Source organism: Sphingomonas agri, assembly GCF_038148795.1.
Classification (GTDB): domain Bacteria; phylum Pseudomonadota; class Alphaproteobacteria; order Sphingomonadales; family Sphingomonadaceae; genus Sphingomicrobium; species Sphingomicrobium agri.
In genome coordinates this window covers 294,429-310,489 of sequence record NZ_JBAPEU010000002.1, presented here as the reverse complement: position 1 = coordinate 310,489, position 16,061 = coordinate 294,429, and the positions used below count along the sequence as shown (strand labels likewise).

Sequence of the window (16,061 nt, the reverse complement as noted above, 5' to 3'; positions counted from 1 at the left end):
CCTCTTAGCGGGCACGAACACGCCTCGCAGGAGCGGTCCGGTTGCACGCAGCCGGGCCGCTTCGTTCAAGTGAGTTTTAGAAAATGGCTCCCCGGGCCTGATTCGAACAGGCGGCCGTCCGATTAACAGTCGGATGCTCTACCGCTGAGCTACCGGGGAGTGTCCCGCTTGCGGGCAGGGCGGCTAGATAGCGCCCAACTCCTTAAAGGCAAGTCATCACGTCGCAAATTGCTCCATGGCAATGCGCTCGTCGAGCGCATGTTCAGGGTCGAAGAGGAGGGTGAGCGAACGTTCGCGGTCAAGCCGCACCTCGACGCGCGCGACATCGCGCACTTCGATCTGGTCGGCGACGGCCGAAACCGGGCGGTTCTCCGCCTCGAGGATCCTGAAACAGACGGCCGTGTCGTCGGGGAGAATTGCGCCCGACCAGCGGCGCGGCCGAAAGGGGCTGATAGGAGTGAGGGCCAGCACCTTGGCCTGTAGCGGCAGTATCGGACCCCTTGCTGAGAGGTTGTACGCGGTCGAGCCGGCGGGCGTCGCCACAAGAACACCATCGCAGGCAAGTTCGGGCAGGGCGACGCGGCCGTTGACCGAGATCTCGATCTTCGCCGTTTGGCGCGTTTCTCTCAGAAGGGAGACTTCGTTCATCGCGGAATAGGTGAACTTCTCGCCGCTGACCTTGGTCGCACACATCTGTAGCGGTGCGACGCGGATTGCCTTGGCGCCCGCGATCCGCTCGGGCAGGCAGTCGATACGCCAGTCGTTCATCAGGAACCCGACGGTTCCACGGTTCATGCCGAAGACCGGCTTCGGCTTCCCGGCTTCGAGCATCCGGTGGAGAGCCTGCAACATGAACCCGTCGCCGCCCAGAGCGACGAGCGTCTGCGCCTCCGCTTCTTCGGCAAAGTCATACCGTCGCCGCAAAAGAGCCTCGGCCGCTCGGGCGATTTCGGTGTGAGACGAAAGAAGTCCGATCCCGAGTGCCTTGAGGTCGAGCTTCGGGTGATCGCCGGGGGCAGGTCCGTCAGCGTTCAACCAGTGCCTCCTTCCTCAGTTTGGCCGGAGGGCAAGATAGGAGCTGACGCCGCCAAGGTCACTGTCCCGTTTCGGGCCGTGGCGGAAGCCCGTCATTTCACCACCTCCTGGAGCCGACTAGCTGCATGGCTGTGTGACCAGGGACAACATCGGTTTTGGGGGTAGATAACGTGTTGACCTTGGATAACATCGGTAAGTGGGGACGGCGGGCGTCGGACAAAGGGGCACCGGCACCCGCCGCCCCGCGGCGTGACCTGATGCTCGAAGCAGCCATTGCGCACGAGCAGATCGACGTTTTTTTCCAGCCGCTGATCGAGCCTTGCACCGGCCGGATCGTCGGGGCCGAAGCCCTTGCGCGCTCACCGGTGATCGCCGGGGGCGAACTCCTTTTTGCGCGGGCCAATGCAGGAGGTCTCGGCGAGCGCCTTTCGCGGCTGGTGCAGCGAAAAGCGCTGCGCTCCGCTGCAGTCTGGGAGGGGCCGCTCAAGGACCTTGGCCTGTCGATCAATGTCCTGCCGGCGGATATCTCGCGGCCAGGCTACGAAAGTTGGCTGCTCGATGAAATTCGGGTTGCCGGCATCAATCCGAAACGCGTGACCGCGGAGATCACCGAAAGCGCGCTTCTGGTCGACCAGGAAGCCGTCACCGAGCGCCTCCAGCGCCTTCGTGAGGCCGGCATTGGCATTGCCGTCGACGATTTTGGCACCGGCTATGCCAATCTTGCCTATCTCACCTCGCTGCCACTGGACGCGATCAAGATCGATCGGGGGCTCGTTGCTGACCTCGTGGGAGGCGAACGCGATCGGATCGTCGTCAAGGCGCTGATCCATCTTGCCCGGGAGCTCGAGCTGAAGGTTGTCGTCGAGGGCGTCGAAACGACGGGCCAGCTGGCTCTTCTCGCGGAATGGGGATGTGATCTCTACCAGGGCTTTCTTGGCGCAGGTGCACTGACCCAGGAGGAACTGGGCCGGTTCGTCGCTGCAGCGAACGCCGAAGCGGCCTGACCGCCTCGGCCTCCGCCTCACGCGGCTTCCTTCTTTTCAGCGGCCGAGGCGACGCGTGCCAGCCCGCGCGAGAGCTGGAGCGCGCCGTTCAGCCGTGCCTCTGGACTCGGCCAGTCGCGTACTATCGTCATCTTGCTGTCCGGCCTCAGCTTTGCCGCGCCCTTCAGCCGTTCGATGTAACCGAGTAGCCCGGGAAGGTCCGGAAAGCCCGTTTCAGCGAAGGTGACGACGGCGCCCTTAGGGCCGATGTCGAGCTTCGCGACAAAGGCTTCGCGGCAGTTCAGCTTGACCTCGACGATCTTCATGAGGTTCCCCGTTTCCTCCGGGAGCGTACCGAAGCGATCGATGAGTTCGGCAGCGAACGCATCGATTGCCTGCCGGTCGTCGAGTTCACCAAGGCGGCGATAGAGACCCATCCGCAGATCAAGATCGGGGACGTAGGCCTCCGGGATCATGATCGGCGCGTCGACGCTGATCTGGGGCGTGAACTCTTCCTGTCGGGGAATGCCGCCGGCCTTGATCTCCACGATCGCGTCCTCGAGCATCGACTGATAGAGCTCGAAACCGACTTCCTTGATGTGCCCCGACTGTTCGTCCCCCAGCAGATTGCCTGCACCGCGGATGTCGAGGTCGTGGCTTGCGAGCTGGAAGCCGGCGCCGAGACTGTCGAGATCTGCGAGCACCCGGAGCCTTTTTTGTGCAGCTTCGGTGATCGAGCGCTCGGCCGGCATGGTGAGGTAAGCGTAGGCCCGCGTCTTCGAGCGCCCGACGCGTCCCCGCAGCTGGTAGAGCTGAGCAAGGCCGAAGCGGTCGGACCGAAAGATGATGAGGGTGTTGGCGTTGGGAATGTCGAGGCCGCTCTCGACGATGGTGGTCGATAGCAGCACGTCGTATCTGCGGTCGTAGAAGGCGCTCATCCGCTCCTCGACCTGGGTCGCGCTCATCTGACCGTGGGCGGTAACGAACTTCACTTCGGGTACTTGCGTGCGAAGCCACTCTTCCATGTCGGGCAAATCGGCGATGCGGGGTACGACGAAGAAGCTTTGTCCTCCCCGATAATGCTCGCGAAGCAGTGCCTCGCGAAGGACGACGCCGTCCCAGGGCGTCACGTAGGTGCGTACAGCCAGCCGGTCGACGGGGGGTGTCTGGATGACCGACAGCTCGCGAAGACCGCTCATCGCCATCTGCAAGGTTCGTGGGATCGGAGTAGCAGTCAGCGTCAGGACGTGGACGTCAGACTTCAAGGCCTTCAGCCGTTCCTTGTGAGCAACCCCGAAATGCTGCTCCTCGTCGACGATGACGAGGCCCAGCCGCTTGAACTCGACACTCTTGGCAAGAAGGGCGTGCGTGCCGACAATGATGTCGAGCGTGCCGTCTGCCAGGCGTTCCTTGGTCTTCTTCGCTTCGGCGGCCCCGACGAGGCGCGAGAGCCTTCCAACGTTGAGCGGAAAACCCTGGAGGCGCTCCACGAAGTTCCTGTAGTGCTGGCGTGCAAGCAGAGTGGTCGGGCAGATGAGAGCGACCTGGCGTCCCGACATCGCCATGACGAAGGCGGCGCGAAGCGCAACTTCGGTCTTTCCAAACCCGACATCTCCACACACCAGGCGGTCCATCGGCTTTCCAGCCTCGAGGTCGCCGAGCACGTCCGCGATCGCGCGGTCCTGGTCGTCGGTTTCCTCGTAAGGAAAGCGGTCCACGAACGCGGGGTAGCTGGTGTCGGGTTCTGCAATGATGCCGGGCCTCGTTGCCCGCATCGCGGCTACCTTGATCAGCTCGCCCGCAATCTCGCGAATCCGCTCTTTCATCCGCGACTTGCGCCGCTGCCAGGCCTCGCCGCCGAGGCTGTCGAGCGAGACGCCCTCGCTTTCGCTTCCGTAGCGGCTCAGCAGCTCGATGTTTTCGACGGGAACGTAGAGCTTGTCGCCCCGCGCATATTCGAGCGCGACGCAGTCGTGCGGCACCTTGCTCACGGGGATCTGGGTCAGGCCCTCGTAGCGTCCGATGCCGTGGTCTGCGTGAACGACGAGGTCTCCGGGCGAGAGCGTCGCCAGCTCCTGGAGAAAGGCGTCGGCTGCCTTGCGCTTCTTGCGCCTGCGCACCAGCCGGTCACCGAGCATATCCTGCTCGGTAAGCAGAGCGACGCCGGCGGTGGTGAAGCCATGATCGAGCGGCAGCACCAGGAGCGAGGGCTGGGTCTTCGAGCCAAGCGCGTCGTGCCAGGTATCGACTTGCTTGTGCGCCTTGAGACCATGTTCTTCGAGAAGACCCGACAATCGTTCCCGCGCACCGGCAGTGTAGCTTGCGAGCACGACCTTGTGGCCGCTCTTTCGAAGCTCGCTGATATGTTTGGTGACCGCTTCGTAGACGTTCGACTGCTGTGCCCGCTCGGGTGTGAAATCGCGCGCCGGCTGTACTTTGAAATCGAGGACACGATCGGATTCGGGTTCCGGAAAGGGCGATGCCAGATGGATCGGTCTCTCGCGGACGAACTGGGACCATTCGTCCTTTCCGACGTACAGGAGGTCGGGCTCGAGCGGGCGATAACTGCCCGGTTCGCCCTCCATCGCGCGCACGCGGTTCTGATAATAATCCTCAATCGCTTCGCGACGGCTGGTGAGCGCCTGGTCGGCCGAAGTATCCCTGACCAGCAGATCGTTTTCGCCCAAATGGTCGAACAGCGTTGCAAGCCGTTCCTCGAGGAGCGGTAACCAATGCTCCATGCCCGCCATTCGGCGGCCATCCGAAAGAGCCTGATAAAGCGGGTCCTGCGTTGCGGTCGCTCCGAATTTCTCCCGGTAGCGCGAACGGAAGCGCTTGATCGTCTCAGGATCGAGCAAGGCTTCGGAGGCGGGCATCAGAGTGAATGTCTCGGCCCTGTCGGTCGAGCGCTGGTCGGCGGGGTCGAACCGTCTGACGCTGTCGATTTCGTCGCCGAAGAAATCGAGGCGGAGCGCGAATTTCTCGCCCGCGGGGAAAACATCGATCAACGATCCGCGGACCGCATATTCGCCGTGCTCGGCGACGGTGTCGGCGCGCTGATAGCCAAGGGCATTGAGCTGTTCGACAAGCGCTTCACGGGGCATTCGCTGGCCCACGTCGATTCGGCGCGTCAGCTGACGGATCCGGAAAGGCGTCAGCATGCGCTGCGAGGCCGCGCTCGAGGTCGCGATGAGCAGTTGGGGCCGGCTGGAACCAGCCTGGATGGCGCTCAGCGTCGCGAGCCGCTCCGCCATGACGCGAAGCGCGGGCGAAGCGCGGTCGAATGGCAGGCAATCCCAGCCAGGAAAGGTCAGGACCTCCACTTCGGGCGCGAACGAGGGCACGGTATCGGCAAGCGCCCGCATCTCGATTTCGTCGGCGACGATTGCCACTGCACGGCTGCTGTTGCTGCGACCATGCGCCGCACGCGCGAGGTCCGCGGCGAGCCATGGCAGAAACCCCATCGGCACGCCGGCAAGCGTCAGGGGCTCGCTGGCACGAAGAACACGCTGGAGCGGTTCGCTCATCGCGCGATCCTGACATAGTCGAGGTTCTTCAACGCCTCGATCATGGGTCCGGCGAACCGGGCAGGCGGCTCGCAGGTGCCAAGCGCCCATGCCATGATGTCGACGTCCTGCTCTTCGAGCATGGCGGAGAACAATGCTCGCTCGCTCTGCGTCCAGGAGGCGTGATGTGCGTCGAAGAAGCCGCCGATCATAAGGTCGGCTTCCTTGGTGCCGCGATGATGCGCGCGCCAGTGGAGGCGCTTAAGGTCCGGGTCGGAAGGCATCGGGCCCATGTAGTAAGACTTGCGTCTCATTGCGAGCGGCGGAACAGCCGCTAACAATCAATCATGCGGCCCGAGATTCTCAACCCCCTGTTCACGGAGGTGGAAGCGCTGAAAGGCGTCGGCCAGCAGGTCGCCAAGCTGCTTGGCAAGCTTGGGATAAAGCGGACTGTTGATCTGCTCTACCATTTGCCGACGGGATCGATCGAGCGCATCCGGGCGCCGGCCGTCGATATCTCTCTCATCGGCCGAAACGTCATTCTCGATCTCAAGCCCTTCCAGATACGCGAGACGCGGTCCGGCCGCGGGCCGACGCGCATCCTCGCAGCGGACGGCGAAGGCAACTCGGTGAGCCTCGTCTATTTCAACAATCCCGGATGGGCCAAGCGCAGCCTCCCAATGGGTGAAACCCGGACGATTTCCGGCAAGCTCGAGCGCTATGGTGATGAGTGGCAGGTCATCCATCCGGAGGTCAGCGAAGCTGGGAAAGGCCCGCAGCCTGCGGTTCGGGAGCCGGTTTACCCGCTGACCGAGGGTCTTGCGAACCGGCGTCTCGGCGAGTTCGTGCGCGAAGCGATCCAGCGCGCGCCCGAACTTCCGGAGTGGATCGAGCAGAGCCTGCTCAGCCGCGAGGGATGGGCTGGTTGGCGATCATCCCTGGCGCTCGCTCACCGGGAACCTGGCGAGCTCGAGATGCGCAAGCGCCTCGCGTACGACGAGATTTTCGCTAATCAGCTTGCACTTCTCTTGCTGAGGCAGTCGCAGCGGCACCACCGGACACTGCCCCTGCCGGGCACCGGCGAACTGACGGCGAGGCTCCGGCTTCCCTACCGGCTAACGGGCGCGCAGCGACGGGTGATCGAGGAGATCCGCGGAGACATGGCGCAATCCGCGCCGATGCTTCGGCTGCTGCAGGGCGATGTCGGATCCGGAAAGACCCTCGTTGCCGTCCTCGCCATGCTCGGGGCAGTCGAATCCGGTGCGCAGGCAGCGCTGCTAGCGCCGACGGAGATCCTTGCCCGCCAGCATTATGCGACCCTGCTGAAGCAGCTGGACAGCACCGGTGTGAGGATAGCCATCCTGACCGGCCGCGAGAAAGGGAAAGCGCGAGACAGCCTTTTGATGGGCCTTGCCGACGGCTCCATCCACGTCCTCGTCGGCACGCACGCGATCTTCCAGGAAAAGGTTGCCTACAAGAAGCTTGGCCTTGCAGTCATCGATGAACAGCATCGTTTTGGAGTTTCGCAGCGGCTGCTGCTCGCTTCCAAGGCCGAGCATCCGCCGCACCTGCTCGTCATGACGGCAACGCCCATCCCGCGGACACTTACGCTGACCCAATATGGCGAAATGGACGTCAGCCGGATCGACGAGATGCCACCCGGACGTACGCCGGTCGAAACGAAGGTGATCAGCGAGGAGAGGCTGGCGGACCTGATCGATGGCCTTGGCCGTCACATCGCCGGAGGCGGCCAGGCCTATTGGGTATGCCCGCTCGTCGAAGAGAGCGAAAAAACCGATGCCGCTGCCGCCGAGGAGCGTGCGCGAATGCTGAGACTGCGCTTTGGCGAGGAGAAAGTCGGCCTCGTCCACGGCCGCATGAAAGGCGCCGAAAAGGACGCGGTCATGGACCAGTTCGCGTCCTCCAGGCTTGCCGTCCTTGTTGCAACGACGGTTATCGAAGTGGGCGTTGACGTCCCCAATGCGACGCTCATGATCGTCGAAGGCGCAGAGCGGTTCGGCCTTGCGCAGCTTCACCAGCTTCGCGGGCGCGTTGGTCGCGGCGCCGGCAAGAGCATGTGCATTCTTGTCCGGGGGCCGCTCCTGAGCGAAGTGGGCCGCGCGCGCCTGTCCCTCCTGCGCGAAACCGGCGACGGGTTTCGTATCGCGGAGGAGGATCTTCGCCTGCGGGGCCCCGGCGAGATTCTCGGCACCCGCCAGTCGGGCGAGGAGGTTTTCCGGGTCGCGACGGCCGACGACGTCAACGATCTCGCTCCGATCGCTCAAAGCGATGCTCAGCTGCTCCTGGAGCGCGATGGCGGGCTCAAGGGGGAACGCGGGCAAGCTGCCCGGATTTGCCTCTATTTGTTCGAGCGGGACCAGGCAGTGGCCCTGCTTCGCTCAGGATAAGGATCCGTTCAATGAACCCGGCCGCGATCATACCCCTCTTTCTCGTGCTTGGCGCAGGGGGAATGATTGCGCTCCAGGCACCGACCAATGCGATGCTCGCCAAGGCAGGGAGCTCGCCCGTCCTTGCTGCACTGATCTCCTTTGCGGTGGGCACGATTGTCCTGCTGCTCGTCTGGCTTGCAAGCGGCTCGCGCCTGCGTCCCGCCGCCTTCGCAGGACTTCCCGCCTATGCCTGGTTCGGGGGTGCCTATGGAGCCCTCTACGTTGCAGTCGCAGCCTATGCAGCGCCAAGGATCGGCCTTGCCTCGCTGATTACCATCGGCATCGCCGGACAGATCGCCATGGCCCTCGCCCTCGATCACATGGGGGCTCTTGGCCTGCCTCGCGAGCCTGTGAACCTTGGCAGGATCGCCGGCGCACTCCTCGTTATCGCCGGCGTGGTGCTGGTCAGGCGGAGCTAGGGAAGAAGAAGCGCGTGTCTCTTCCTGCCCAGGCTGAGCTTCAGTGGGCGCTCGCCTGCAGTGAGCACGAGGCCAGGATCGCTGACGGTAACGTCGTCGAGCCGCACTGCACCCTCGGCGACTTTGCGCTTCGCCTCCTTGTTCGAAGGCGTGAAACCAAGCGCGGTCAGTGCATGAGCGACGTTCATTCCGGCGCCGAGAGAAATCGTCGGGAGATCATCGCCGGCCCCTCCGCCCACGAAGGTGTCGCGCGCTGTCTGCTCTGCTGCAGCTGCTGCAGCGCGTCCATGGAGCATCGCTGTGGCTTCCGTCGCAAGGACGATCTTAGCCTGATTGATCTCTGCCCCTTCGAGCTCTTCGAGCCTCGCGATCTCGCCGACGGGAAGGTCGGTGAAAAGCCTAAGAAAGCGCCCGACGTCGGCGTCCTGCGTGTTCCGCCAGAACTGCCAGTAATCATATGAACTTAGAAGATTTTCATCCAGCCAGACGGCGCCTTGCGCCGTCTTCCCCATCTTTGAGCCATCAGCGGTCGTAATGAGCGGTGTCGTCACCCCGAACAGTTCGGTGCCATCGATGCGGCGAGCAAGCTCGATGCCATTGACGATATTGCCCCACTGGTCCGAGCCGCCGAACTGGGCGCGGCATCCAACCCGCCTCGACAGTTCGAGGAAATCATACGCCTGCAGGATCATGTAGTTGAATTCGAGGAAGGTCAGCGGCTGCTCGCGGTCGAGACGAAGTCGGACGCTGTCGAATGTCAGCATGCGGTTGATCGTGAAATGCGGCCCGACGTCCCGGAGGAAAGATATGTATTCGAGCGTATCGAGCCAGTTGGCATTGTTGACGATGACGGCATCTGAGGGTTGATCGCCAAACGTCAGGAATCGCTCGAAGACGCGGCGAATGGCGGCGATGTTCGCGTCGATCACCTCGTTCGTCAGGAGCTTGCGGCTTTCGTCCTTCCCGCTCGGGTCGCCGACCTTCGTGGTTCCCCCTCCCATAAGCACGATCGGACGATGCCCCGCTTGCTGCAAGCGGCGCAGCATCATGATCTGGACGAGGCTTCCGACGTGGAGGCTGGGGGCCGTGGCATCGAACCCGATGTAGGCGCTTACCACCTCCTTGCTTGCCAGTGCGTCGAATGCCGCTGCGTCGGTCAGCTGGTGGATATAGCCGCGCTCATCGAGGAGCTTCAGGAGGGAGGATCGAAACTCGGTCATGATCGCCGCTTAGCGTCGTTAACTCTCGCCTGCTACACTCTCGCAATGCAGCTGAACCTCGTTCCGCATCCGGCGACGCCGCCTTCGGCCCCGACCTTCAAGCTATGGGCCAATATCGACCATGCGGGCGCGCTTGGGGTCGTTGCTTCAACCAATATCTGGTTCGGTATTGGCGCCCCCGCCTCCCGCTTCGTCCTGCCCGAGGAAGTGAAGGACGAGCCGGAGCGCGCGGAGGACCTTTGGGAGACGACCTGCTTCGAGGCGTTCCTGCGGGCGCCGGGGGAACAGGCCTATCGCGAATGGAATTTCGCGCCGTCCGGTGACTGGGCTGCCTACGATTTCACCTCGCATCGCGACGGCCGGGCCAATGCCGACGTCGCGGTTCCTTATGTCCGGCTCGAGGACAACATGACCTGGTGGGCGGTCGGTGCGACCATCGCGGTTGATGCCGCCATCCCCTGGCAGCTCGGCCTCTCTGCCGTCCTCGAGGAAAAGGACGGCACGAAGTCCTACTGGGCGCTCGCCCATCCTGAAGGTGACAAGCCGGACTTCCACGACCCGGCTTGCTTCGCTGCGCACCTTCCCTAAGCAGCGTTTTCATGACCCTGTTTGGTATCGATCGGCTGCTCGCCGAGCCCGAGCTGCGCCGTCCCCTCGAAGGCAAGCGCGTGGCGCTTCTTGCTCATCCAGCGTCGGTGACGCGCGATCTGACGCACAGCCTGGACGCCCTGGTCGCAAGCGGCCTTAACGTTACTGCTGCCTTTGGCCCGCAGCACGGCCTCAGGGGCGACAAGCAGGACAATATGGTCGAATCCGAGGACTTCAGCGACCCTGTTCACATGATCCCGGTCTTCAGCCTCTACGGGGACGTCCGCCGTCCGAGCGGCCAGTCCATGGGGACGTTCGACACCATCGTCGTCGATCTCCAGGATCTCGGCTGCAGAATCTACACGTTCATCACGACGCTTCTCTACGTGCTCGAAGCCGCCGCACAGCATGGCAAGAGCGTCTGGGTACTCGACCGGCCCAATCCGGCAGGGCGCCCGGTCGAAGGCCTGACGCTCCGCCCCGGCTGGGAGAGCTTCGTTGGTGCAGGTCCGCTCCCCATGCGCCATGGCCTAACTCTTGGGGAGCTCGGTTACTGGTTTATCCGGCGGTTTGGTCTGGAGGTCGACTATCACGTCGTCAAAATGGAGGCCTGGGAGCCGGATGCGGAGCCGGGTTTCGGCTGGCCGCCCGAGCGCGTATGGATCAATCCCAGCCCCAATGCCGCCAATCTCAACATGGCGAGGGCTTACGCGGGCACGGTCATGCTGGAGGGAACGACGCTCAGCGAGGGCAGGGGAACAACCCGTCCCCTCGAACTATTCGGTGCGCCGGGGCTCGAGCCGAGAAAGATCCTGGCCGAGATGGAGCGGCTGGCTCCAGACTGGCTCAACGGCTCGAGACTTCGCGAGATCACTTTCCAGCCGACGTTCCACAAGCACGTCGGGGAAATGTGCAGCGGCCTCTTCATTCACGCCGAAGGGCCTTTCTACGACCATCGGGCGTTTCGCCCGTGGCGGCTCCAGTCGCTTGCTTTCAAGGCAATCCGCCGCCTCCGCCCCGATTACGAGCTCTGGCGCGATTTTCCTTACGAATATGTCTTCGACAAGCTCGCGATCGACGTCATCAACGGTTCGCCGCTGCTGCGCGAATGGGTGGATGATGAAAATGGCATGCCAGGCGATCTTGATGCGCTGACGCTTCCGGATGAGCGCGACTGGGCCGAGGAGCGCAAGGAGTTCCTCCTCTACTGAAGCCGAGCGTGGTTAACGAAGAAGTAGGAGGTTCATCGCTATCCCGTCTCGAGTATTGAGCTGGGAGCGCGCCGGCGATGGCCACGCAGGGTATCGAACAAGTTACTGAAAATGCCATTCGCGTTGTAGCGCGCGATTGCGGGTCTCTGTCGATGGAATGCAGCGACGTCGCGGGATACGTCCAGGGCGTCGCGACCCGGATCGGCGAGCATATGCGAATGCTCGACCAGCTCGAGGAAGTCACCACCAGGCTTCTGGGTGACCAGGCTCGGGTCAGCGATTCGACCGACGAGGCCCGGCTCCTGTCCGAACAGGCCAAGGCCAAGCTCGAGGCCGGGCGCGAGGCCATCGAGGGCACCATCGAGAGTTTCAAGGGTCTTACTGAACTGGTCGTGCAGCTCGGCGAGCGCATGGCCGGCTTCGCTGCGGCGATGAACCAGGTTCAGACCGTTTCATCGACGATCGAGACGATCGCGCGCAAGACGAACATGCTGGCTCTCAACGCGACGATCGAGGCAGCACGGGCCGGCGATGCGGGCCGCAGCTTCGCGGTCGTTGCAGCCGAAGTGAAGAAGCTCGCGCACGATACCCGTGCAGCGACCAGCCAGATCGCCTCGACCCTCGGGGAACTGACCCGCGAGGCAGGAGCGGTGACAACCGAGATCAAGACTGGCGTGGAGCGCAGCCGTGCGGCCCAGTCCGGCTTCGGCACCATCAGCGACACTGTCCGCGAAGTCAGCGAAATCGTCGGCATGGTCGATCGGCAGACCGAAGGCATTGCTCACTCGACGAACATGATCCAGACGAGCGTCGACCGGGTGAAGGCGGGGCTTACGGACTTTGCCGCCGATGCGCGCGAGAACGGGCAGGAACTGCTGACCGCCGAGAAGCGGCTGGCTCACCTCGAGATGCTGTCGAACACCATGCTCGATACGCTGGCCAATTCGGGCGCCGAGATCGACGATACTCCTTTCATCCTGAAGGCACAGGAGACCTGCCGCCAGATCCAGCATGCGATCGAACATGCGATCGAGGCAGGCGAAATCAGCCTCGATGACGTTTTCGACCGCGATTACCAGGTCGTCGAGGGGTCGAACCCCGTCCAATACAACGTCCGCTTCAACGAGGCTGCCGACCAGTACGTTCGTCCGATCCTTGACCGCAGCGAAAGTTCAGACAGCAGGGTGATTGGCTGTGCCATCGGCGATGTGAACGGCTATCTTCCGACGCACCTTAGCAAGCGCAGTCATCCCCAGGGGCCCGATCCGGTCTGGAACGACGAGCACTGCCGCAACCGGCGAATTCTAATCGACGACACGACGCGCATGGCGCTCGCCAGCGAGAAGCCGGCAACGCTTGCTACCTACCGCATGGAACTTGGTGACAAATTCATCCCGGTGAAGAACGTCTTCGTGCCGCTGTGGATCAAGGGCCAGCGCTGGGGCAATTTCGAACTTGCGTACCGGGATGACTGACAAGCGGGGAACACGCGCAAGAGACGAGCTTTGTCCGTCTCCGAACAGGGTTCCTGAAAGCTTACCTGCCCATAAACCTCGTCTTTACGCCCTTGCGTTAGGACGATCCCATTAGGGCCTTCCTTAAGGGCCCGGAACGAGGGGTAAGGAATGGCCATCAATAGGGCCGTCGGCCAACATCAGGTCAGCGTTGCCGAAGCCCAGCTTGCACGGGTCGCAGGCGAGGGTTGTGCTCGCCATTCATACCTCAATACACTCCTGGAAGCGTCCGGCCGGCACTCGGGCCGCGACCTTGCCGATGCGGTTCACCTTCTCTGCAGCATGCATGGCCGTTATCCAGGGCTCGTCGAAATCGCGCTGCAGCGTTGTCCCAAGGGTGAGGTGCATGAGTGGCTGTCGCGCGCGTCCGAGGGCTTCGAGCGCGAACGTCTTTACGTCGTGCGCCTGACGGCTGCGGTCGGTCCATTGCCGAGCACGCCCGGAGCGGCTGAAACCGAGGCGAGCCTTGTTGCGGCGCGCCATGCGCTCGAAACGCTTGCCATGTCCGAGCGGAACGGCTGCGCACTGGGCGCTGCGACGGCTCTCGTGGGCGACTGGTGGCCGATCCGCCGACTGCTCGACCGCGCTGCCGCCCGGGTCGGAACGGAGGCGCCGGCACCTTCGCTGCCCGATGAGTCCTCGGTTGTGGCGATTATCGAGCGAGGCGCCGAAACGATGGCAAGCGCCCGCGCCCTCGCCTTTGGCGGTGAGCAGCTTCTGCTCCAGCACCGAGCGTTGTTCGACCTGCTCGAAGCTCGCGCCGAAGCTCGCGGCGACTTTTAAGCCGCCCTCTTCAGTTCCTGCTGTTCATTGGCCGGCTCCAGCTGCTGCTGGGAAAGCTGTTCCTCGTTCACCGCCTTCCTGGGGAAGAGAAGCCGCGAACCCATAACTGCCAACCCAAGGGCGAGGTACGTGCCGATCGCCAGCATGGGGCTGTAAATCACCGACGCTGCAAAGGGGATACGCAGGAACACGGGGTTGAACCCGAAATCCTCGCCGATCGCCTCGCAGACGCCCAGGATCGTGTGCGACCGCAGCGGGAGGGCGACCTGATTGACCTGCGCTTCCATTTGTCACTCCATTCAAAAAATCTTGCACGTCAATCTAAGCAAGGTCCGTGCCAACGTTAAAAACAACATACATTCAACAACTTGTCTGGTCAGCGATCCGCGCGCTTCGCAACTTTCACCATCTGTTCGGCCCGAGAGTTGGGAATTCCCACCTGATGCCGCAAGTGCGATATTGCACCGCAGCATTTGAACGGTGGCCTTTCAGCGACAACCTGCACCGCGGCCCGTTCCGGCTAGCGAGCTGATCGCGCATCATGATGACGCCGAGCCGCCTTTGCGGACAACAGGGCTATGAAGCGCGGAAAGGAAGCCGCCGGGCCCGGGCCCAGCTCAGTGGCGAGCTGGCCGCCTGGGAGCTTTCATCACAAGAAGGCGCCACGGAGGGGGCAGATAGTCCGTCGACATGTAATAATAGAAGAGGCACTGGCCAGTGGAGGCGCGGTTGACGCCCTTCGCGATACCGAAGGCGACTTCCCCGCTAAACACCGGTCCGCCGCTGTCTCCGGGAACGCAGCCCGGCCCCTTTACCGTGACCCAGGTCGGAGAACAGGGGCCGCCGCACAGGTCACCGGGCGGTGCATAATCGGTGAACTCGACCGTGGCGCAGCTGTATCCCGAGCTTTCGCCATAGTGGCAGACAAAGTCGCCCGCCCTGGTGCTTGCGACATTGCGCCAGGTCACAAGGCGCCGCAGGGTCCCAGCGCCGCGGTTGCTGTAGAAGAGCGGATCCGGGGAATTCGGACTGCCGTTGATCTGCACGTCCTGATAACCCGCACCCCAGGAGCCGATCATCGGCAGATCGACGCTGCTTCCGTCACGGTCGATATAAGTGAGATCGTCCGGGCAATGCGCAGCGGTGGTGATCGCGGTCGCTTCGCCGTTAGTCACCACGAATGCGGTGGTGCAGAGGTTTCGCCGGTTTGTGACCGAGTTCAGTCCCTCGACGCGTCCGCCGCCATCGACCGTCATGTCGGTTTCGTTGAGCTCGTTGACGACTACGCGGACAGGTACGCCGCCCACCTCTTCAGCGCGGCTCTTGATTGCCACCATTCCGTACCGGTCGACGTCGGCGCGCGTCACCAGGAGAACGACTTCGCCGCTGCGCTGGTCGTAGCCGGCTCCGCGGGCGTTTGGCAGGTCAGCCCTGAGGTCGATCAGGTGCTTGCGCAATGCGCTGAGAGCCTGCGCGTGAGTGGCCCTGGCGCCAATCCGGAAGAAGATCGGAACGCCGGCCGTGCTGCGCTCGGCGACCGGTTCGTTCCCGGTCAAGAGAATGACGATCCTGAACTGGGGTCTGTGCTCAATTGAAATTCCGGCAAGGCGCTCCGCGAATTCCCGAGCGATTGCGTCGGTCGCATCTACGCTGTCCTGCTGCGCCTTGAGGCGCCGGGCCGCTTCGCCAATGCTCACCCCGAACTGTGCTGCATATTGAAGCGCATCGTCGGCGAGCGCCTCGTCAAAGGTCTGGGCGGGTTGTGCGACCCCGGCGGTAGAAATCGCAAGCAGCAGCAGCGCATGCACCCATCGAATCGCGCTCAATGCGTCACCATGTTAGGGGCATGCCCGCAAGGAGGATCTATGGCCACTACCGGCACAACCACCTTCGATCTCACACCCCCAACCGACGCGCAATTGCAGAGACTCGTTGCCGATCTCAGCGATGAAGAGAAGCATGTCCTTCTCGAACATGGCACCGAGGCCCCGTTTTGCGGAGTGTTTCTGAACGAGAAGAGGCCAGGCCTGTTCACGTGTCGGCTCTGCGGACTGCCCTTGTTCCACGGCGGCACCAAGTTCGAGAGCGGAACAGGGTGGCCGAGCTTCACGATGCCCTTCGATGCGGACCATCTGAAGTACATACGTGACACGAGCTACGGCATGACCCGAACCGAGATTGTCTGTGCACGGTGCGGGTCGCACCAGGGACACGTCTTTCCAGACGGCCCCCCACCGACGGGCGAGCGCTATTGCATCAACTCGGTGAGCCTTGCATTTACGCCCGCCGGCGAGCCGCTTCCCGACAAACTCGGTCGCGGTGCCCCGGAGGGCGAAATCCTCGAGGACTGAC

At 63.1% G+C, this 16,061-nt stretch carries 14 protein-coding genes and 1 tRNA gene; 8 read left to right on the top strand and 7 right to left on the bottom strand.

All coding sequences use genetic code 11. From position 1 onward, the window contains the following. Window positions 1-84: 84 nt before the first annotated feature. A tRNA-Asn gene (locus V8192_RS08330) sits at window positions 85-159 on the bottom strand. A gap of 57 nt (window positions 160-216) precedes the next feature. Continuing rightward, a complete protein-coding gene (locus V8192_RS08325) occupies window positions 217-975 on the bottom strand; it encodes an NAD kinase (protein ID WP_341633315.1) in 759 nt (252 codons plus the stop codon). A gap of 317 nt (window positions 976-1,292) precedes the next feature. On the opposite strand from V8192_RS08325, the gene V8192_RS08320 reads away from it, so the two are divergent. Further along, entirely contained in the window at window positions 1,293-2,039 is a 747-nt protein-coding gene (locus V8192_RS08320) for an EAL domain-containing protein (protein ID WP_341632612.1), read from the top strand. A gap of 17 nt (window positions 2,040-2,056) precedes the next feature. Here V8192_RS08320 and mfd read toward each other — a convergent pair whose 3' ends face one another. After that, entirely contained in the window at window positions 2,057-5,545 is a 3,489-nt protein-coding gene (mfd, locus tag V8192_RS08315) for a transcription-repair coupling factor (protein WP_341632611.1), read from the bottom strand. Beyond that, the gene (locus V8192_RS08310) at window positions 5,542-5,808 is read right to left on the bottom strand and encodes an FAD assembly factor SdhE (RefSeq protein ID WP_373276350.1); all 267 of its coding nucleotides are present in this window, start codon (window positions 5,806-5,808) and stop codon (window positions 5,542-5,544) included. The genes mfd and V8192_RS08310 overlap by 4 nt, the downstream gene beginning before the upstream one ends. Window positions 5,809-5,871: 63 nt before the next feature. Here V8192_RS08310 and recG point away from each other — a divergent pair, with 63 nt between their 5' ends. Together recG and V8192_RS08300 are read left to right on the top strand one after the other, a co-directional pair. Beyond that, a complete protein-coding gene (gene recG / locus V8192_RS08305; RefSeq protein ID WP_341632609.1) occupies window positions 5,872-7,932 on the top strand; it encodes an ATP-dependent DNA helicase RecG in 2,061 nt (686 codons plus the stop codon). An 11-nt stretch (window positions 7,933-7,943) separates the two neighbouring features. Further along, complete coding sequence (locus tag V8192_RS08300; RefSeq protein WP_341632608.1) at window positions 7,944-8,393, top strand: DMT family transporter; 450 nt, start codon at window positions 7,944-7,946, stop codon at window positions 8,391-8,393. Here the strand turns inward: V8192_RS08300 and tyrS are convergent. Continuing rightward, complete coding sequence (gene tyrS, locus V8192_RS08295; protein WP_341632607.1) at window positions 8,390-9,613, bottom strand: tyrosine--tRNA ligase; 1,224 nt, start codon at window positions 9,611-9,613, stop codon at window positions 8,390-8,392. The two genes, V8192_RS08300 and tyrS, sit on opposite strands and share 4 nt — an antisense overlap. A gap of 45 nt (window positions 9,614-9,658) precedes the next feature. Between tyrS and V8192_RS08290 the strand changes: the two genes are divergently transcribed. From V8192_RS08290 to V8192_RS08275, 4 genes are all read left to right on the top strand, one after another. Next, window positions 9,659-10,201 (top strand): DOMON-like domain-containing protein, encoded by a 543-nt coding sequence (locus V8192_RS08290; RefSeq protein WP_341632606.1) that lies wholly within the window; start codon window positions 9,659-9,661, stop codon window positions 10,199-10,201. A gap of 11 nt (window positions 10,202-10,212) precedes the next feature. Continuing rightward, entirely contained in the window at window positions 10,213-11,412 is a 1,200-nt protein-coding gene (locus V8192_RS08285) for an exo-beta-N-acetylmuramidase NamZ family protein (protein ID WP_341632605.1), read from the top strand. A 152-nt stretch (window positions 11,413-11,564) separates the two neighbouring features. Next, window positions 11,565-12,887, top strand: coding sequence for a methyl-accepting chemotaxis protein (locus V8192_RS08280; RefSeq protein ID WP_341632604.1), 1,323 nt, complete (start codon window positions 11,565-11,567; stop codon window positions 12,885-12,887). 150 nt (window positions 12,888-13,037) lie between these two features. Further along, entirely contained in the window at window positions 13,038-13,709 is a 672-nt protein-coding gene (locus V8192_RS08275) for a DUF6975 family protein (RefSeq protein ID WP_341632603.1), read from the top strand. Here the strand turns inward: V8192_RS08275 and V8192_RS08270 are convergent. Continuing rightward, complete coding sequence (locus V8192_RS08270; RefSeq protein WP_341632602.1) at window positions 13,706-13,996, bottom strand: PspC domain-containing protein; 291 nt, start codon at window positions 13,994-13,996, stop codon at window positions 13,706-13,708. The two genes, V8192_RS08275 and V8192_RS08270, sit on opposite strands and share 4 nt — an antisense overlap. Window positions 13,997-14,326: 330 nt before the next feature. Then, window positions 14,327-15,535, bottom strand: coding sequence for a chymotrypsin family serine protease (locus tag V8192_RS08265; protein WP_341632601.1), 1,209 nt, complete (start codon window positions 15,533-15,535; stop codon window positions 14,327-14,329). Window positions 15,536-15,574: 39 nt separating this feature from the next. Between V8192_RS08265 and msrB the strand changes: the two genes are divergently transcribed. Continuing rightward, a complete protein-coding gene (msrB, locus tag V8192_RS08260) occupies window positions 15,575-16,060 on the top strand; it encodes a peptide-methionine (R)-S-oxide reductase MsrB (protein ID WP_341632600.1) in 486 nt (161 codons plus the stop codon). The last annotated feature ends 1 nt before the right edge of the window (window position 16,061 follow it).